Below are 16,714 nucleotides of genomic sequence, written 5' to 3'. Positions count from 1 at the left end.
TTCCCTCCAGAGGCCATGCAAAAGGGGCGGCCCCGGGACCGCCCCTCCGATTTACCACCAGGATCCGAAGATCACTCGGCCTTCTGGGCCTCGATCGAGATCTCCAGCTTGACCTCGTCGCTGACATAGGGCGCGTACATGCCAAGGTTGTAGTCCGAACGGATCAGCGTGGTGGTCGCGTTGAAGCCCGCCCAGGGCTTGCCTTCCATCGGATGCTCGCCGGCCTGATTCAGCTTGGCGTCCAGCACCACCGGCTTGGTCACGTCGTTCAGCGTCAGGTCGCCGGTGATCAGCGCAGTGTCCTCGCCGGTCACCTCGATGGAGGTCGACTTGAAGGTCACCATCTTCTCGGAGCCATCGGGCGCCGCGAAGAAGTCATCGGACATGAAATGCTCGAAGCGGGGTTCGAAGCCGGTGATCATCGAACGCACCGGGAAGCTGACCTCGACCGAGCTGTTCGCCGGATCTTCCTGGTCAAACTGGATCGTGCCGTCGAAACCCGAGAACATGCCGTGGCCGGTGGAGAAGCCGAGGTGGTTGTAGCTGAACACGATCTGGGAGTGGCCCGGATCCAGCGTGTAGGCCTCGGGGGCGGCAAAGGCGGCGGGGGCGACCAGGGCGAGGGCGGCGGCCATCACGAGGGATTTCATGTTTTTCCTTTCCTCTCAGGAAGATGCGGGAGGCATTTACGCGGTTGAGCGCATGGCGGTAACTTCACCTCACGGGCCCGTGTCCTCAAGTCGCCATGGCTCCACAGAATATGTGGAAATCCGAACAACGGTTGTGCCGGCAGGTCTTTTCCGCCCTCGGGGTGCTTGTGCAACGGGGCATTATGGTCTAAGGGCAGGCTTCCTTCCGCAGGTCGCAATCAACCGCGCAGCCTCTCGTGGTCGGGTCGCGGAAGGTCAGACCCACCTATGAAATGCGCCTCGATACAAACAGGAGTGCACATGCCTCTCTACGAGCATGTCTTCATCTCGCGCCAGGACCTTTCCAACGCGCAAGCCGAAGGTCTCATCGAACATTTTGGCACCGTCCTCTCGGACAACGGCGGCAAGCTGGTTGAATCCGAGTACTGGGGCGTCAAGACGATGGCCTACAAGATCAACAAGAACCGCAAGGGCCACTACGCCTTCCTGAAGTCGGACGCTCCCGCCTCCGCCGTCCAGGAAATGGAACGCCTGATGCGTCTGCACGACGACGTGATGCGCGTCCTGACCATCAAGGTCGACACGCACGAGGAAGGCCCCTCGGTCCAGATGCAGAAAAAGGACGAGCGCGAAGAGCGCCGTTCGCGTCGCTGATCTCCCGGTTTCAGGAAAGGACATAAATCATGGCCGCAAAACCGTTTTTCCGTCGTCGTAAAGTTTGCCCCTTCTCGGGCGACAACGCGCCGAAGATCGACTACAAGGACACCCGTCTGCTGCAGCGCTACATCTCCGAGCGCGGCAAGATCGTTCCGTCCCGCATCACCGCCGTCTCGGCAAAGAAGCAGCGTGAACTGGCCCGCGCCATCAAGCGCGCCCGCTTCCTCGCCCTGCTCCCCTACGCCGTGAAGTGAGGAGCTGACCAATGCAAGTGATCCTTCTCGAACGCGTGGCCAAGCTCGGCCAGATGGGCGACGTCGTCTCCGTCAAGCCCGGCTACGCCCGCAACTACCTGCTGGCACAGGGCAAGGCCCTGACCGCCTCCAAGGAAAACATCGCGCAATTCGAAACCCAGAAGGCGCAGCTGGAAGCCAACAACCTCGAGACCCGCAAGGAAGCCGAGGCCCTGGGCGAAAAGCTGGACGGCCAGAAGTTCGTGGTGATTCGCGCAGCCTCCGACGGCGGCAACCTCTACGGTTCCGTCAGCCCGCGTGACGTGTCCATCGTGGCCACCGAAAACGGCTTCACCGTCGAGCGCAAGCAGGTGATCATCCCCGATCCGATCAAGGAACTGGGCCTGCACGAAGCCAAGGTGACCCTGCACCCCGAGGTCGAGGTCACCGTGATCCTGAACGTCGCGCGCTCCGTCGAGGAAGCCGAAGTCCAGGCACAGGGCAAGTCGATCCAGGAGCTGGCTGCCGAAGAGGAAGCCGCTGCCGAGTTCGAGATCGCGGAACTCTTCGAGGATATCGGCTCTGCCGCATCCGACGACGAAGACGCAGGCGAGGCAGAAGAGAAGTAATTCTCTCTCCCTTTGCAACGCCTTCGAAACCGCGCCTTCGGGCGCGGTTTTTTCATGCCTGACCGGCAAGCCCCCTCAGCAGCGGGAACCGCGCCTCGAGCTGTGGCAGCCGCTCAGCCGGCACTTCGTTGCCGGCATCGTAAAGCCCCCGGCTGTCGTTATGGGCATGGAGCGTGCGCAGGTAATAAGGCGAGAGGTCGTCGATCACCCGACTGGGAAAGCGGCGGCCAACCTTCTTGTGCGCCACGGAAAACGGCGTGAGGGCGGTCGTGGCCGGGGCCAGCAGCGACAGGCCGAGATTGGTGAAGGGCACGTGACGGCGAAACAGCCGGGGCGGCGCCCTGTCGTCCCACAGCAGGCTGTAGCCGCGCGGGAAGGACAGGAACACCGCCTCCTGGCCCGGGGCCAGGCAACTGCGCGCCGCCGTGGCCTCCTGCCGCAACCGTACCGTGAAATCGCAGGCCACGGCATCATCATCGTCCAGCACGCATTGCACCGCCCAGCTGCCGGGCGGACAGAGCCGGCGCAGGCAGGCCAGAAACGGCGGAGACGCCGATCCCCGCGGCTCGGCCAGCACATGGGCCCGCGCGCCCAGCATGTCGCCGCAGAGCCGCTGCAGCGCCGCCAGCGCGGGGCCGGGCATATGGGCGGAGGTCAGGACCAGCAGGTGAAACTCCGCATCCAGCTGGTCGCGCAGTGACGGCAGGGTGATCGCGCCGAACAGCCGCAACCTCTTCGCCAGCCGCGCGGGATCGAACAGCAGCGCCGGATCCCTGCTGGCGGCGGACCGCCAGCCGGATTGCCCCCAGAAGGAATAGCGGGTCTGGAACAGGATCTGCATCGCCCCCCTTCCCGGGTCCGGGCCGCCTGCCGGGTCGCGGCCCCACGCGCAACCTGAGGCAGATTCCCCCGCAAGGCAAGGCACTCCGGAATGCAAAAGGGCACCCCGGCGGGGTGCCCTTTCCTGTCTCGTGATCCGCCCGTCGGGCAGAGCGAGATTACGCTTCGTCTTCCAGCGCTTCGACGGCCTTCTGCAGCTCGTCCTTGGTGGTTTCCTTTTCGGAGACCGCCGCCTTGTCGAAGACGAAATCGACAACCTTGTCCTCGAAGATCGGCGCGCGCAGTTGCTGCTGCATCTGGGCGTTCTGCTGCACGAACTCGAAGAACTGACGCTCCTGGCCCGGGTACTGGCGTGCCTGGTTCAGGATGGCCTGGGTCATCTCGGCGTCGGTCACTTCGACCTCTGCCTTCTGGCCCAGCTCGGCCAGCAGCAGGCCCAGCTTCACGCGACGCACGGCCAGCTTGGTGTGCTCTTCGGTGGTTTCCACGGCGCCGTGGTTGTGGTCGTGAACCTCGGGGTTCTCTTCGTGCCACAGCTGATGCGCGATCTGGTTGGCTTCGGCTTCCACCAGGCTCGGCGGCAGTTCGAAGGTCACGGTCTCGTCCAGCTTGTCCAGCAGGGCGCGCTTCATGACGGCGCGGGCGGCACCGGCATATTCCGCTTCCAGACGCTCGGAGATCTGGCCCTTCAGGGCGGCCAGGTCTTCGGCACCGAACTTCTTCGCCAGCTCGTCGTCGATCTCGGCAGCCTTCGGCGCCTTCACGGCCTTGACGGTGCATTCGAAGACGGCAGCCTTGCCGGCCAGATGCTCTGCGCCGTATTCCTCGGGGAAGGTCACTTCGACGTCCTTGCTGTCGCCAGCCTTGACGCCTTTCAGGCCATCCTCGAAGCCCGGGATGAAGGCGTTGGAGCCCAGCACCAGCGGGTAATCTTCGGCGGAACCGCCTTCGAAGGCTTCACCGTCGACCTTGCCGACGAAATCGAAGACGACCTGGTCGCCTTCCTCGGCTTCGCCATCCTTGTCCTCGAAGTCCTGGGCGGTTTCGGCCAGGTTCTTCAGGGCTTCGTCGACGGCGGCGTCATCGGCCTTGGCAACCAGCTTTTCCAGCGAGATGGCCGAGAAGTCGACCTCGGGGATCTCGGGCAGCGCTTCGTAGGACAGGTTGACGACGACATCGTCGCCCTCTTTCCAGTCCTCGCCGTCGACCATGTCGACCTTCGGCTGCAGCGCGGGGCGCTCGCCGGTGGCTTCGAAATGCTCGTTCATGGCGCCGTCGATGCTTTCCTGCATCGCCTCGCCCAGCATGCGCTGGCCGAACTGCTTCTTCAGGAGCGCCATCGGCACCTTGCCCTTGCGGAAGCCCTTCAGTTCGATCTCGGGCTGAGCCTCTGCCAGCTTCTCGCTCACCTTGCCGTCCAGTTCGGCAGCGGTGACGGTGATCGTGTAGCCGCGTTTCAGGCCCTCTTTCAGGGTCTCGGTGACCTGCATTGTCGCTTGTCCTTCCATACCGGGGGCCGCCTCAGTTGCGGCCTTCGAAATCAAGCGTCCTTCTATGAGCAGGCCTGCGCTGTTGCAAGGTGAAACGCGCGGCGCGCCCCGCCTGACAAGGCGATTTCCCGCGAAAAGGCGCAGTGCCGCGCCGCCCGGACCGCGCTCCGGCCACGCAGTCCCCGGCCCGCCTCAATAGGCTTCGTACATCACCACGGCGGCGTTCATCTCCTGCAGGGCGACCTCGACATGGTATAGCAGTTCCGAAAGCTTTTCCTGATCCGACAGCAGCCCGCCAAGCGCCGCGCCAAGCGGGATCCCCATCCAGTCCCAGATGATCCGGACCAGCTCCAGCTGCATCTCGATCTCGAAGGAGGGCGGCGCGATGACCCCGGTCTTGGCATTGCCCTGCTGCAGCGCGTCGAGGCGGGTCGCGAATGTGTCCATGGTGCGCGCCAGCCGCGCCCGGTCGCCGTTCACGTCATAGCCCCGCCCGGCCATGCAGATTTCCTTGACCAGCTTCATCAGCAGCATTCGCTGGCCGCCCGCGACGTTGATCGTGTTGGCGATCTCGGCGGCAACCAGCCCACCGCTGTAGGCATGATCCATCTGCTGCACGGCGGTGTTCATCGCCTCCATCAGCGGATCTGCCCGACCGTGGATGGCGCGCAGGTCGTTGTCGTGCCCCTCGGCGATATAGCGTTCGACCGCCGCACGATAACCGTCCCAGAGGCTCTGCACCTCCAGCAGCTGCTCCTGGATCTGCGGGTTGGTTTCCGGCGGCAGGTTCTGGGCCGGATCGCCATGGCGCAGCGCCGTCAGCACGGTGTCGAACTGGGCGCTTGCGGCGGCAGCCCGGGCCAGCGCGCTCTGGCTCTGCACCCCGGTGCCCGCCAGACAGGTCAGCATCGCCATGCGCTGCACCAGCATCCGCTCCCGCCCGGCGATGTTGATCTTGTGCTTGGCGATCTCGTCGGTCTGGACAGCGGCCCGAAGCGGCACCGGCCTGGCCAGGGGCACCACCAGCACCATCAGCGTCAGCAGCGCCGCCCGCAAGACTGTCATGGAATCGCCCTTTCTCCGCTTCCGCCGGCCCACAGGAAAGCCGCCCGTCCTCTAGAATCCGTTAAACCGGGCCCTCAGCCCTCCTCTTCCTCCTCGTCTCCGGCCAGCAGCAGCAGCTCTCCGGCGGCCTCCAGGGCGCGGATCTCGTTGATGACGGTGTTCATCGCCTCCTCCCCATCCTTGAGCTTCACCTTGCCCTTGTCGGTCACCTCCTCCTTGAGGCTGTCGGCCAGGCGGGCGGACATGTTGCCCAGAATGTATTCCGCGGTCTTCTGCTGCTCGGGGTCGACCGAGGCCGCCAGCGCCGTGACCAGCACCGCAGGATCCAGCTGGCGGACGATCTTGGGAATGTCGCGGGGCGCGATCCGCTGGGGAATGTTCACATAGGTGAAGATCGCCTTGCGAACCTTCTCGGCAAAGTCCGAATCCGTCTCGTCCAGACCTTCCAGGACATCGTCCCGGGTGGCAGCGGTGGAATAGTTCAGAATCGCCCCCACCCGCTCCACCGGGTCCTTGTCGAAAACCGAGATCGGCTGCGCGTCAAGCTGGGCCGCCAGCGACAGGCCGATCCGGTCCAGCGCCTCGGGCGTGATCGCGCTGGTCAGCGACACCGCATAGGTGATCCGCCGCGCCCGCGCCCCCGGCAGCATCGCCAGCAGCTTCGCCGCCTTCGAGGTATCGAGCTTCGAGAGCATGACCGCCGCGATCTCGACACTCTCGTTCTCGGCAATCGGCAGCAACTTCTTCAGATCCAGCGCCTTCACCCTTTCCCAGGGATCACCCGTCTGGCGCACGCCCGCCTCCTTGCGAAGCCGCGCCGCCGTATGCGGGCTGATCTTGCCGTCCAGGGCGGCCAGCGCCCCGGCGATCCCCTTGGGGAAGGTCAGGCCAAGCGCCTCCAGCTCCTCGATGAATTCCTCCACCACGTTGGACAGGGTCCCGCGGTCGATATGGCGCATGTGGCCCAGCAGCATCGTCAGCTCGGCCTGCATCTCGTCGGGCAGTTCCTTCAGCGGCACGTCAAGCCCGTGGTTCAGCAGCAATCGCACGATCACCGCGGCCTTGTGCTTGCGCGTCAACTGCCCGCGCACGGGCAAAGGCGGCGGCGCAAGCTGTGCCAGAGGTGCGAGTTGTCCCATCTTCCCCTCGTCGAAAATCCGAGAGGCAGAAAACCATCCCCCGATGAAGAAAGACTGAACCGCGCCCCGATGCGGGACGCGGCTCTTTCATCTGGCCGGAAATATCCCCGCCGGAGGCCCGGCCCGCAGGGCCGGCCCCGACCGTCGCAACCGGCGCTTCTGGCGAAGCACCGGGCCTCCGGCGGCCGTATTTGGCGGAAAGATGAAGATCAGGACTCGCCGAAGACGCGTTTGAAGATCGTGTCGACGTGCTTGGTGTGGTAGCCCATGTCGAACTTGGCGTTGATGCCCTCGACGCCAAGCGCCTTCACCACCTCTGCATCCGCCAGCAGCAGCTCTCGGAAGTCGAGGCGCTCTTCCCAGACCTTCAGGGCGTTGCGCTGGACCATGGAATAGGCATCCTCGCGCGACACGCCGGCCTGGGTCAGCGCCAGCAGCACCCGCTGCGACATCACCAGACCCGGGAACTTGTTCATGTTCGCCAGCATGTTCTCAGGGTAGATGATCATCTTGTCGACGACACCCGCCAGGCGGTTCAGCGCGAAGTCCAGCGTGATCGTCGCATCCGGCGCGATGCCGCGCTCGACGGAAGAGTGCGAGATGTCGCGCTCGTGCCAGAGGGCGACGTTCTCCATCGCCGGGATCACCGTCATGCGCACCAGGCGTGCAAGGCCGGTCAGGTTCTCGGTCAGAACGGGGTTCTTCTTGTGCGGCATCGCCGACGAGCCCTTCTGGCCCATCGAGAAGAACTCCGCGCCTTCCAGCACTTCGGTGCGCTGCATGTGGCGGATCTCGATCGCGACGTTCTCGATCGAGGAGGCGATGACGCCAAGGGTGGCGAAGAACATCGCGTGCCGGTCGCGCGGGATCACCTGGGTGCTGATCGGCTCGGGGATCAGGCCCAGCTTCTCGCAGACATGTTCCTCGACCGCCGGATCGATATTGGCGAAGGTGCCGACGGCACCCGAGATCGCACCGGTGGCGATCTCCGCGCGCGCGGCCTGCAGACGGGCCTTGTTGCGGTCCATCTCGGCGTAGAAGCGGGCGAAGGTCAGGCCCATGGTGGTGGGTTCTGCATGGATCCCGTGAGAGCGGCCGACGCGCACGGTCATCTTGTGCTCGAAGGCGCGTTTCTTCAGGGCGGCAAGCACCTTGTCCATATCCGCCAGCAGGATGTCGGCGGCGCGCACCAGCTGCACGTTCAGGCAGGTGTCCAGCACGTCCGAAGAGGTCATGCCCTGGTGCACGAAACGCGCTTCCTCGCTGCCCACATGCTCGGCCAGGTGGGTCAGGAAGGCGATGACGTCATGCTTGGTGACGGCCTCGATCTCGTCGATGCGGGCGACGTCGAACTCCACGTCCTTCGCCTTCCAGACCGCCTCGGCGTTCTCCTTCGGGATCACCCCCAGCTCGGCCTGGGCATCGCAGGCATAGGCCTCGATCTCGTACCAGATCTTGAACTTGGTGGCGGGTTCCCAGATGGCGGTCATCTCGGGGCGGGCATAGCGAGGGATCATCGGCGGGCTCCTTGCGCGGCGCAGCTTTCGGTATGCGTAAGGCCCCGGGGCTTTACGCGAACTCGCGCGGTCTTTACTTCCTGACGGGGGGCTGGGCAAGGGCGGCGCCGGAACCAGCGGAGGCAGAGCCGTGCAGATCACCGATTTCGAGGGCGACTGGCGGATCGACCGCCGCATCGAGGACCGCCGCGGCGGCCAGAGCGGCCGTTTCCGCGGCACCGCCCGGCTGGAACGCACCCCCGAGGGCCACTGGCTGTGGCAGGAGGACGGTTTCATGCAGCTGGGCCCCGCCCTGCCCGTGCGCGCCACCCGCCGCTACCTCTGGGCCCCGGAGGGCCCGCGCATCCAGGTGTTCTTCGACGACGGGCGCTTCTTCCACGCCTTCGATCCGCGTGGCGTCCAGAGCGCGGCGGATCACCAGTGCCTGCGCGACCATTATGCCGTCAGCTATGCCTTCGATGCCTGGCCCGCCTGGCAGGCGCGCTGGCAGGTCCGCGGGCCGATGAAGGACTACTGTCTGATCTCGGACTATTTCCGCGACGCGGCATGAGGCTTGATCCGCTCTCCCCTAACGTGCATGAAGGGGCAAATTGTCCCAGGGTCAAGGAGGAGGAGAACCCATGTCCCAGACCAATGCGCGCGTCCTGAGCGAGGCCTTCGGCCCGTCAGAGGGCACCGCCCGCCGGATCAAGCAGCTGGCGCTCGTGCTGTGCGGCATCGCGCTTCTGGCGGTCGCCGCCAAGATCAAGCTGCCGGTGCCCGGCTCTCCGGTGGCGGTGTCGATGGGCACTTTCGCGGTGCTGTCGCTGGGGGCGGCCTACGGGGCGCGCCTGGGGCTGGCCACGATCCTCGGCTACATGCTGGTGGGGATGCTGGGCTTCGATGTCTTCCAAAGTTCCTCGGCCGAGGTGAACGGGCTGGACTACATGATGGGCGGCACCGGCGGCTACCTGCTGGGCTACGTGCTTGCGACCGGGGTGCTGGGCCTGCTGGCAGCGCGCGGCTGGGACCGGTCGGTGCCGAAGATGGCCGGGGCCATGGCGCTTGGCAACGTCGTGCTCTACATCCCGGGGCTGCTGTGGCTGGGGGTGCTCTACGGCTGGGACAAGCCGATCCTGGCCTGGGGGCTGACGCCCTTCATCTTCGGTGACCTGCTGAAGCTGGCGCTGGCGGCCATGGTGCTGCCGCTGGCCTGGAAACTGGTCGGTCGCGTCCGCGGCTGACCCCTGCCGCAGGCCCGCAAGCGGGCCCGAAGGGGCGCCCTGGGGCGCCCTTTTTTCGTGCCTTTCCCTTGCGTTGGCCCAGGCTTTTCACGGGGGCCCCGAACTTCCCTTTCCCCGCTCCGGCGCGGCGGGACTAGGCTGCGGCCATGACACCGATCCTGCACGATTCCATTCCCCACGGCCCGCCGCAGCGCATGCCCGGCATGGCCCCCCTCGATCCCGCCGACTGGATCCGCGTGGACGAGACCTTCGGGGCCCAGATGGCCCTGCGCGACCAGCTGGTCGCCACCCGCCCGGACGAGGTGCTGCGCCTCGATCCCGCCGCCCGCCCCGCCGCCGAAGAGCTTCTGGCGACCGTGCTGACGCAGCTGGCGGCGCGGCCCGACTACCGGGTCGCCCCCGGCGAGGTGACCCGGCCCGACGGCCTGCGCGTCCCTGTCGACGCCGCCGCGCCGGTGCGCACGCTCGCGCGGCTGGTCCAGCAGGACCTGCTGATCCTGCAATACAGCGAGGAGCTGGGCGAACATGTGCTGACCGGTGGCGCCCTGTGCTTTCCCGCCCAGTGGAGCCTGGCCGAAAAGTTCCTCCGACCGCTGGTCTCGATCCACGTACCGGTGCCGGAGTACGACGCGGCGCTGGCGAAACGGGTGCAGCGGCTCTTCGACGGCGTGCAGCCGGGCCGGCCGCTGTGGCGTGCGAACTGGTTCGAATATGCCGACCCCGGGCTCTTCACCCCCGCCTCCGAGACGCGCCCGCGGACCGAGCGCCTTCCCGGCCACGGCGGCTACATCCGCAGCGAACGCCAGAGCCTGTGGCGCCTGCCCGACAGCCGTGCCGTGGTCTTCGGCATCCACACCTACATGATGCGAAAGCCGGCGCCGGACAGCGCCCCGGCCTGAGAAACGAAAAGGGGCGCCCCAAGGGGCGCCCCGATCCTTCCGGTCCCGAAGGGATCAGCAGGAGTAGTACAGTGCGTATTCGACGGGGTGCGGGGTGTGCTCGTAGAGCTCCAGCTCTTCCATCTTCAGAGCGATGTAGCCATCGATCTGGTCCTTGGTGAACACGTCACCTGCGGTGAGGAAGTCCATGTCCTTCTGCAGCTCTTCCAGAGCTTCACGCAGCGAACCGCAGACGGTCGGAATCTCTGCCAGCTCTTCCGGGGGAAGATCGTAGAGGTTCTTGTCCATGGCTTCGCCGGGGTGGATCTTGTTCTTGATGCCGTCGATGCCGGCCATCAGCAGAGCCGAGAAGCACAGGTAGGGGTTCGCCGAGGGGTCGGGGAAACGGGCTTCGACGCGCTTTGCCTTCGGCGATTCGGTCCACGGAATACGGACGCAGCCGGAACGGTTGCGGGCCGAGTACGCGCGCAGAACGGGGGCTTCGAAGCCCGGGATCAGACGCTTGTAGGAGTTGGTGCCCGGGTTGGTGAAGGCGTTCAGCGCTTTCGCGTGCTTCAGGATGCCGCCGATGAAGTACAGGGCTTCGTCGGAGAGATCAGCATACTTGTCGCCTGCGAAGACCGGCTTGCCGTCTTTCCAGATCGACATATTCACGTGCATGCCGGTGCCGTTGTCGCCCTTGATCGGCTTCGGCATGAAGGTTGCCGACTTGCCGTAGGCCTGCGCCACGTTATGGATGACGTACTTGTACTTGAGGATCTCGTCCGCCTGCTTGGTCAGGGTCGAGAAGATCAGGCCAAGCTCGTGCTGGCAGGAAGCAACCTCGTGGTGGTGCTTGTCGACCTTCATGCCCATCTTCTTCATGGTGGTGAGCATTTCGGCGCGGATGTCCTGGCCGTCGTCGACGGGGTTGACCGGGAAGTAGCCGCCCTTGATGCCGGGACGGTGGCCGGTGTTGCCCATCTCGTAGTCGGTGTCGGTGTTCCAGGACGCGTCCAGGGCATCGACCTCATACGCCACCTTGTTCATGGCGACCGAGTACTTGACGTTGTCGAACAGGAAGAATTCAGCTTCCGGGCCCATGTAGGCCGCGTCGCCGATGCCGGTGGCCTTCAGGTAGGCTTCGGCTTTCAGCGCGGTGCCGCGCGGGTCGCGCTCGTAGGGCTCGTTGGTGTCGGGCTCGACGACGTTGCAGTGAATGCACAGCGTCTTCTCGGCGTAGAACGGGTCGAGGTAGGCCGACTCGGTGTCGGGCATCAGCTTCATGTCGGATGCTTCGATCGACTTCCAGCCCGCGATCGACGAGCCGTCGAACATGAAGCCCTCGTCGAGGAAGTCCTCATCGACCAGATCGGAGACGACCGTCACGTGCTGCAGTTTGCCGCGCGGGTCGGTGAAGCGGATGTCGACGTATGCGACGTCCTCTTCTTCGATCAGCTTGAGAACGCTTTCCTTGCTCATTCCCTTTTCCCTTCGGTTTTGAGTCTTTTTCACATCGCGCCCACCCCTGGGCACGACTGTTACAGCGCGTCGGGGCCCGTTTCGCCGGTCCGGATCCGGATGGCCTGTTCAACGGGGGACACGAAAATCTTGCCGTCGCCGATCTTCTCGGTGCGGGCTGCGCCGATGATCGCCTCGATGGCGCTATCGACCTGGTCGTCGTCCAGAACTGCCTCGATCTTCACCTTGGGGAGGAAATCGACGACATATTCGGCACCGCGATAGAGTTCCGTGTGGCCCTTCTGGCGACCGAAACCCTTGACCTCGATGACCGAAAGGCCCTGCACGCCCACGTCCTGAAGCGCCTCCTTGACCTCATCAAGCTTGAACGGCTTGATGACCGCTTCAATTTTCTTCATCGGAAACTCCTCGCAGTAACGTCGATCCGGTCAGAACACTTTCCCGAAGCGCCCTCAATTGACTAATGTGAAACCGGGGGGAGAGGCCAGAGGCTGAACCGATATGACGCGAATTTCAGGGCCGGACGATTAAATTTTGTGCAAGTTGAAAAAATCATGCCCGAGCTGCTGACCGGAACCCAGATGCAGGCACTGGAACGGGCCGCGATGGCCCGGGGAGAGGCCCGGGGAACCGCCCTGATGGAGACTGCCGGAAAGCAGGTAGTAGAGAGCATTTACTCAACCTTTCCAGACAGTTCAGCAAAGCCCGACCGCAGCGCATTGATTCTGTGCGGCCCCGGCAACAACGGCGGGGATGGATTCGTCATTGCCCGCCTGCTGGCCACCCGCGGCTGGCAGGTCCGGGTCGTGCTGGCCGGGGAGCGGGCGCAGCTTGCAGGCGATGCGGCAGGGAATTGCCAACTCTGGGGAGAGCTGGGCGACATCCTGCCGCCTGATCCTGAGGCAGTTGAACGCGCCCTGCCCCGACCCGATCTGGTGGTGGATGCGCTCTTCGGCACCGGGCTGAAGCGGCCGCTTTCGACCGCGCTTCGGGCGCTGCTGTCGCACGCGCTGGACATTGCGCACCACAGCGTTTCCGTCGACATCCTGTCGGGGATCTGTGCCGACAGCGGGCGCTGGCTGGGGTCCTTGCCGCCACTGGGGCCGGTGGATCTGACCGTCACCTTCCACCGCCCCCGCACCGGGCACATGCTGTCGGACGGCGGCACCGCGACCGGGCGGCTTGTCGTCGCCCCGATCGGCCTGCCGCAGGCCGCGCCCGTGCCGCCCGGGGCCGGCCCCGTCGTGGGGCTGGTGACCGCCCCCGCCGGGCTGGGCGACAAGGCAGCGGCGGGTCACAAGTACAGCCACGGTCACGCGCTGATCCTCAGCGGTGGCCCGGGGCGCAGCGGCGCCGCCCGGCTCTCGGCCCGGGCAGCGCTGCGGGTCGGCGCCGGGCTGGTGACTCTGGCCGCCCCCTCGGCCGCCCACCCCGAGATCGCCGCGCAGATCACCGCGCTGATGCTGCGCAGGCTCGACTCCCCCGAGGAGCTGGACCGGCTGCTGGCCGATCCGCGCTACGGCGCCCTCTGCCTCGGCCCCGGGATGGGTCCGGATGCGCGGACGCGGCTGCTGCTGCGGCATGCCCTGGCGCATGGCCGCGCCCAGGTGCTGGATGCCGATGCCCTGGGCTGCTGGTCCGACGCGCCCGAAGACTTTTTTGCCCTGACACGCGGCACCGAAACCGTCCTGACGCCCCATGGCGGCGAATTCGCCCGGCTGTTCCCGGACCTTGCCGCGCGACTGCGGGCCCCGGCCACCACCGGCCCGGCCTGGTCGCGCCTCGATGCCGTGGCCGAGGCCGCCACCCGCAGCGGCTGCTGCGTTCTGCTGAAGGGCGCCGATACGGTGATCGCCGCGCCGGACGGACGCCGCGCCGTGCATGCGGCCCTGCGGGAGCGCCGCGCGCCCTGGCTGGCGACTGCCGGCTCCGGGGATGTGCTTGCCGGGCTGATCTGCGGCCTGCTGGCCCGCGGTCTGGCCTGTTACGAAGCCGCCTGCGCTGCTGCCTGGCTGCATGTGGAGGCGGCCCGGGCCTTCGGCCCCGGCCTGATCGCCGAAGACCTGCCCGAGACCCTCCCCCGGGTCCTGGCGGGGCTGTCTGCCGCGACGCCCGGCGCATGATTTTGCACTTCACCCGGACCGGGCGCTTTGCTACTAAGCGCGGCACATGCCCCGGTCGACGCACCGGGGCATGACGGTTGCGGGTGTGGCGGAATTGGTAGACGCACCAGATTTAGGTTCTGGCGCCTTTGGCGTGGGGGTTCGAGTCCCTTCACCCGCACCATATTGAAATCGTTGATCATTTTCCGAGGTCTCCTTTTCGAGATGCTGCGATTCAGGAGTGGTTTCGCAGATTGTTTCGCACTTTCCCGATTTGTTTTTGCTTCGTTCCCGCTTCTGCTGGGCCCGTTTGGACGCCTTCTTCTGATCTGCGCCGGAGGCATATTTTTGCGCCATTTCAGTTGTCTGGTGCCCGGTGACAGCTTTGATGTCGGAAATGTCGACGCCCGCGTCTGCTAGCTCCTTGACCGCAGTGTAGCGCCACCCATGAGGTACGAGGCGATCCTCGCCCTCGAACACTCCAAGCGCCTTCCGTACATCTTCAATGGCCTTTTGAACCTGGCGTATGCCGATAGGCTGTGATGGCGACTTCGCTATGATGTACTGCCCACTCTTCGTCAGAGACTTGAGGTAAATTCGTAGCCGTTCGGGACAGTAAACCTCGATCTTGTTGCCGGTCTTCTCCTGTACAACCGACATGAATTCGTAATCATCGTCGAGGTCTTTCCAACGCATCTTGATGCAGTCCCCTAGCCTCTGACCCGTTCCTATCGCCAGCTCATATGCGGTGCGTGCAAGCTGACGATCATTCTGATCGCAGAAGACTTCAAACTCGGTGAGCTTGCTGTCCGGCCAATGGCGATATTCGCCCCCCTTCAGCTTGGGGATGTTGACTACTGGATTTGTTGTGATCCAATCGAGGTCCACCGCAAACTTGAGGAGTATTGACAGCACTGCGATACGCTCGTTGGCCTTGGACCAGGTGTCTTGAAGGGCATTGCGGACTTTAATCGCATCCGAACGCTTGAAACTGCGAATATCCAGATCGCCGTTCTTCTCGCGGATATCTTCGCAATGCCGCTTGTAGTTCTTTCGGGTGCCGTCCCTCGTCTGTCCGAATTCAGGGCTTCCGTAGTACTCGACGATCAAGGCTTCCCATGTCCGATCCGGCTCTTTCTTTCGCTTACCCTTCCCTCGGCGGGCTTGCCAATATGCGTCCATGAACTCAGGTGTGTCAGGGTCGTGTGGCAATCGGACTCGGTGCGCGCCCTTTCGAAAATATATGTAGAACCTGCCCTTTACGGTTTTGTACTCAAGGTATGGAAGGTCAGGTTTTCTCATACTCTGAACTCTTGGGGTTCGGCCTCATCCGCGCGCAACACGGCCTCGAGCTCTCTGACGGACCAGAGAAGATTGCGCCCCAACGGAATTGGTTGCGGCAGAATCCCGTTGTCAACAAGGCGTTCGAATTCTTTGGTCGGCAGGGAAAGCATCTTGGCCGCCCGGCCTGCGGGAACCGCCAGAATCTGCAAGTTGGCCATGAGCTTCATTCCTGTCCTGTCGAGTGGCAAGGTCTCACGCTCGGTGCCACCATGTTGTCGGAAATGAACTCTTCAATCGCGTTCCGCGGCAGATAAAAGTTCGATCCGATGCGAAGGTGGCGCAGCTTTCCATCTCTCAGCAGCTGTCTGATCCGTTTCTCCGGCCATCCACTATGCGCCGCCAGCTCTCGCGGTGTGAGGATGTCCAGTGTGTCGTAAGTGCTTTCCATCTCCTGCCTCATCTCGCTATGATGTGGAAATGGTGCCCTTTTGGGGCACGATATTGGGATGTTAGGTCACAAATGGGTACACCGCAAGGGGTAATCCCTCTGCTGCCAGAGCGATTGAATGCTGTGCGAAAAGCCGCCGAGCTTTCGCAGGTCGATTTCGCGAAACGCCTCGGTCTGTCACCCCGCGGCTACAAGAACTATGAACTGGGTCTCAGGGAGGTGCCGCTCTCTGTCGTGAGTACGGTCCACCAGGAGTTTGATGTCGACCTTCACTGGCTCGTATACGGCGAGGTGGGCAGCGTATCGTCCCAGGCAGCCGAGGAGGCGATGTTAAGGGTCATGCGGAGCGTCCGCGCCTTCGAGAAAAAGCAAGGTGTCGCGCTTTCGGATGAAAAGGCTGACGTCGTGACGACTTATCTCTTCAGGCAGCTCCTGAGGCGCCCTGATTTTTCTGATGATGAGATGTGGGAATACCTTGAGACAACGCTGTAGGAGGTCACGATGAACGCTGATGAACTCTCAGAGCGCTTGGACTACAACGAGCGAGTCATTGGAACCAAGATCCTTCGGGCAATGCTGATAGTCGCCTGCATTGATGCTGTCGCATACGTAGTATTCTTGCTGGCCCATATTTTTGGTTCTGATGCCTCTTGGCGCGTCATTTCCGGTATTGTTGCCTTGGTGCTGACTTGCGTCGTTCTCGCTTTGGGCGCGGTTGTCTTGTACCTGCGGCGGCACTTCCATCGCAATCAAGTGGCGCTGAAGAACAAGGGCAAAAGGCTCTAGTTTTTGGCATCTGACTGGAGATTCCATTGGAGGCAGGGTGCTGGAAGCTGATCCCGCGTCCTATAGCGAAGCGGCCAGGCGACCGCTTCGAGCCCGAAAACGACCAGAGCGCGCCCGCCGATCTTGCACGCGCAGAGACGCGCTCAGCGTACCAACCGGCCCAGAGCATGCGTAATTGGGCTGCCTCTGTGGAGAGGTCGAGCTCCTGTTAGGATCGGATGATCCAATGGAAGGGAGTGAGATATGGAATACTTTGCCGGACTTGATGTTTCGCTGCGCAGCTGCGCGCTC

General features: G+C 64.1%; 19 protein-coding genes, 1 tRNA gene and 1 pseudogene. 10 read left to right on the top strand and 11 right to left on the bottom strand.

Annotated features, from left to right (window positions below):
- Positions 1–71 precede the first annotated feature (71 nt).
- Positions 72–650, bottom strand: coding sequence for a YceI family protein (locus tag KM176_RS10260; RefSeq protein ID WP_160896952.1), 579 nt, complete (start codon positions 648–650; stop codon positions 72–74).
- A gap of 300 nt (positions 651–950) precedes the next feature.
- On the opposite strand from KM176_RS10260, the gene rpsF reads away from it, so the two are divergent.
- The 3 genes from rpsF to rplI are packed head-to-tail and all read left to right on the top strand — an operon-like array spanning position 951 to position 2,169.
- On the top strand, positions 951–1,304 hold the full coding sequence (gene rpsF / locus KM176_RS10255) for a 30S ribosomal protein S6 (RefSeq protein WP_160896951.1): 354 nt from the start codon (positions 951–953) through the stop codon (positions 1,302–1,304).
- A gap of 29 nt (positions 1,305–1,333) precedes the next feature.
- Positions 1,334–1,561: a 30S ribosomal protein S18 gene (rpsR, locus tag KM176_RS10250; RefSeq protein ID WP_005982441.1), complete on the top strand. Its 228-nt coding sequence runs from the start codon at positions 1,334–1,336 to the stop codon at positions 1,559–1,561.
- An 11-nt stretch (positions 1,562–1,572) separates the two neighbouring features.
- Positions 1,573–2,169: a 50S ribosomal protein L9 gene (gene rplI / locus KM176_RS10245; protein WP_160896950.1), complete on the top strand. Its 597-nt coding sequence runs from the start codon at positions 1,573–1,575 to the stop codon at positions 2,167–2,169.
- Positions 2,170–2,221: 52 nt separating this feature from the next.
- On the opposite strand, the gene KM176_RS10240 is transcribed toward rplI, so the two are convergent.
- From KM176_RS10240 to purB, 5 genes are all read right to left on the bottom strand, one after another.
- Entirely contained in the window at positions 2,222–3,010 is a 789-nt protein-coding gene (locus KM176_RS10240) for a glycosyltransferase (RefSeq protein ID WP_160896949.1), read from the bottom strand.
- Positions 3,011–3,167: 157 nt separating this feature from the next.
- Positions 3,168–4,499: a trigger factor gene (gene tig / locus KM176_RS10235; RefSeq protein WP_160896948.1), complete on the bottom strand. Its 1,332-nt coding sequence runs from the start codon at positions 4,497–4,499 to the stop codon at positions 3,168–3,170.
- Between the two features lie 192 nt (positions 4,500–4,691).
- Positions 4,692–5,564 carry a type IV pili methyl-accepting chemotaxis transducer N-terminal domain-containing protein gene (locus KM176_RS10230; RefSeq protein WP_160896947.1) on the bottom strand — a complete coding sequence of 291 codons (873 nt, stop codon included), beginning with the start codon at positions 5,562–5,564 and terminating at the stop codon, positions 4,692–4,694.
- A gap of 74 nt (positions 5,565–5,638) precedes the next feature.
- Positions 5,639–6,703, bottom strand: coding sequence for a flagellar motor switch protein FliG (locus tag KM176_RS10225; protein WP_160896946.1), 1,065 nt, complete (start codon positions 6,701–6,703; stop codon positions 5,639–5,641).
- Positions 6,704–6,912: 209 nt separating this feature from the next.
- Positions 6,913–8,220, bottom strand: coding sequence for an adenylosuccinate lyase (gene purB / locus KM176_RS10220; RefSeq protein ID WP_160896945.1), 1,308 nt, complete (start codon positions 8,218–8,220; stop codon positions 6,913–6,915).
- A gap of 130 nt (positions 8,221–8,350) precedes the next feature.
- Between purB and KM176_RS10215 the strand changes: the two genes are divergently transcribed.
- The 3 genes from KM176_RS10215 (at position 8,351) to KM176_RS10205 (ending at position 10,342) form a co-directional block, all read left to right on the top strand.
- A complete protein-coding gene (locus tag KM176_RS10215) occupies positions 8,351–8,770 on the top strand; it encodes a DUF6314 family protein (protein WP_160896944.1) in 420 nt (139 codons plus the stop codon).
- A 70-nt stretch (positions 8,771–8,840) separates the two neighbouring features.
- Positions 8,841–9,443 carry a biotin transporter BioY gene (locus KM176_RS10210; protein WP_160896943.1) on the top strand — a complete coding sequence of 201 codons (603 nt, stop codon included), beginning with the start codon at positions 8,841–8,843 and terminating at the stop codon, positions 9,441–9,443.
- A gap of 146 nt (positions 9,444–9,589) precedes the next feature.
- Complete coding sequence (locus KM176_RS10205; RefSeq protein WP_160896942.1) at positions 9,590–10,342, top strand: heme-dependent oxidative N-demethylase family protein; 753 nt, start codon at positions 9,590–9,592, stop codon at positions 10,340–10,342.
- Between the two features lie 54 nt (positions 10,343–10,396).
- Here the strand turns inward: KM176_RS10205 and glnA are convergent, their stop codons facing one another.
- Complete coding sequence (gene glnA, locus KM176_RS10200; RefSeq protein WP_160896941.1) at positions 10,397–11,803, bottom strand: type I glutamate--ammonia ligase; 1,407 nt, start codon at positions 11,801–11,803, stop codon at positions 10,397–10,399.
- Between the two features lie 59 nt (positions 11,804–11,862).
- Complete coding sequence (locus tag KM176_RS10195) at positions 11,863–12,201, bottom strand: P-II family nitrogen regulator (protein WP_160896940.1); 339 nt, start codon at positions 12,199–12,201, stop codon at positions 11,863–11,865.
- 156 nt (positions 12,202–12,357) lie between these two features.
- Here KM176_RS10195 and KM176_RS10190 point away from each other — a divergent pair, with 156 nt between their 5' ends.
- Both KM176_RS10190 and KM176_RS10185 read left to right on the top strand, forming a co-directional pair.
- Positions 12,358–13,926, top strand: a complete 1,569-nt coding sequence (locus KM176_RS10190; protein ID WP_160896939.1) for an NAD(P)H-hydrate dehydratase — start codon at positions 12,358–12,360, stop codon at positions 13,924–13,926.
- 79 nt (positions 13,927–14,005) lie between these two features.
- Positions 14,006–14,089: transfer RNA gene (locus KM176_RS10185), tRNA-Leu, on the top strand.
- A 155-nt stretch (positions 14,090–14,244) separates the two neighbouring features.
- Here the strand turns inward: KM176_RS10185 and KM176_RS10180 are convergent.
- From KM176_RS10180 to KM176_RS10170, 3 genes and pseudogenes are all read right to left on the bottom strand, one after another.
- Positions 14,245–15,087 (bottom strand): annotated as a pseudogene (locus KM176_RS10180) (tyrosine-type recombinase/integrase); the annotation flags it as partial.
- Positions 15,088–15,203: 116 nt separating this feature from the next.
- A complete protein-coding gene (locus tag KM176_RS10175; protein WP_160896938.1) occupies positions 15,204–15,407 on the bottom strand; it encodes a hypothetical protein in 204 nt (67 codons plus the stop codon).
- A 5-nt stretch (positions 15,408–15,412) separates the two neighbouring features.
- A complete protein-coding gene (locus KM176_RS10170) occupies positions 15,413–15,637 on the bottom strand; it encodes a helix-turn-helix domain-containing protein (protein ID WP_202398085.1) in 225 nt (74 codons plus the stop codon).
- A 72-nt stretch (positions 15,638–15,709) separates the two neighbouring features.
- Here KM176_RS10170 and KM176_RS10165 point away from each other — a divergent pair, with 72 nt between their 5' ends.
- Both KM176_RS10165 and KM176_RS10160 read left to right on the top strand, forming a co-directional pair.
- A complete protein-coding gene (locus KM176_RS10165) occupies positions 15,710–16,129 on the top strand; it encodes a helix-turn-helix domain-containing protein (protein WP_160896937.1) in 420 nt (139 codons plus the stop codon).
- A 9-nt stretch (positions 16,130–16,138) separates the two neighbouring features.
- Positions 16,139–16,423, top strand: coding sequence for a hypothetical protein (locus KM176_RS10160; protein WP_160896936.1), 285 nt, complete (start codon positions 16,139–16,141; stop codon positions 16,421–16,423).
- The last annotated feature ends 291 nt before the right edge of the window (positions 16,424–16,714 follow it).

It is taken from the genome of Pseudooceanicola endophyticus, from assembly GCF_018760365.1.
GTDB lineage: Bacteria > Pseudomonadota > Alphaproteobacteria > Rhodobacterales > Rhodobacteraceae > Pseudooceanicola > Pseudooceanicola endophyticus.
The sequence above is the reverse complement of the archived record's forward strand: the minus strand, read 5'-3'. Positions and strand labels throughout refer to the sequence as shown.

Excerpts from the sequence above, each read along its gene's own strand:
- KM176_RS10190 (WP_160896939.1), top strand. The coding sequence starts at position 12,358 with ATGCCCGAGCTGCTGACCGGAACCCAGATGCAGGCACTGGAACGGGCC.
- KM176_RS10175 (WP_160896938.1), bottom strand. The coding sequence starts at position 15,407 with ATGGCCAACTTGCAGATTCTGGCGGTTCCCGCAGGCCGGGCGGCCAAG.
- KM176_RS10260 (WP_160896952.1), bottom strand. The coding sequence starts at position 650 with ATGAAATCCCTCGTGATGGCCGCCGCCCTCGCCCTGGTCGCCCCCGCC.
- rplI (WP_160896950.1), top strand. The coding sequence starts at position 1,573 with ATGCAAGTGATCCTTCTCGAACGCGTGGCCAAGCTCGGCCAGATGGGC.
- KM176_RS10225 (WP_160896946.1), bottom strand. The coding sequence starts at position 6,703 with ATGGGACAACTCGCACCTCTGGCACAGCTTGCGCCGCCGCCTTTGCCC.
- KM176_RS10170 (WP_202398085.1), bottom strand. The coding sequence starts at position 15,637 with ATGGAAAGCACTTACGACACACTGGACATCCTCACACCGCGAGAGCTG.
- KM176_RS10195 (WP_160896940.1), bottom strand. The coding sequence starts at position 12,201 with ATGAAGAAAATTGAAGCGGTCATCAAGCCGTTCAAGCTTGATGAGGTC.
- rpsR (WP_005982441.1), top strand. The coding sequence starts at position 1,334 with ATGGCCGCAAAACCGTTTTTCCGTCGTCGTAAAGTTTGCCCCTTCTCG.
- KM176_RS10240 (WP_160896949.1), bottom strand. The coding sequence starts at position 3,010 with ATGCAGATCCTGTTCCAGACCCGCTATTCCTTCTGGGGGCAATCCGGC.
- KM176_RS10230 (WP_160896947.1), bottom strand. The coding sequence starts at position 5,564 with ATGACAGTCTTGCGGGCGGCGCTGCTGACGCTGATGGTGCTGGTGGTG.
- KM176_RS10210 (WP_160896943.1), top strand. The coding sequence starts at position 8,841 with ATGTCCCAGACCAATGCGCGCGTCCTGAGCGAGGCCTTCGGCCCGTCA.
- KM176_RS10205 (WP_160896942.1), top strand. The coding sequence starts at position 9,590 with ATGACACCGATCCTGCACGATTCCATTCCCCACGGCCCGCCGCAGCGC.
- tig (WP_160896948.1), bottom strand. The coding sequence starts at position 4,499 with ATGCAGGTCACCGAGACCCTGAAAGAGGGCCTGAAACGCGGCTACACG.
- KM176_RS10165 (WP_160896937.1), top strand. The coding sequence starts at position 15,710 with ATGGGTACACCGCAAGGGGTAATCCCTCTGCTGCCAGAGCGATTGAAT.
- rpsF (WP_160896951.1), top strand. The coding sequence starts at position 951 with ATGCCTCTCTACGAGCATGTCTTCATCTCGCGCCAGGACCTTTCCAAC.
- glnA (WP_160896941.1), bottom strand. The coding sequence starts at position 11,803 with ATGAGCAAGGAAAGCGTTCTCAAGCTGATCGAAGAAGAGGACGTCGCA.
- KM176_RS10160 (WP_160896936.1), top strand. The coding sequence starts at position 16,139 with ATGAACGCTGATGAACTCTCAGAGCGCTTGGACTACAACGAGCGAGTC.
- purB (WP_160896945.1), bottom strand. The coding sequence starts at position 8,220 with ATGATCCCTCGCTATGCCCGCCCCGAGATGACCGCCATCTGGGAACCC.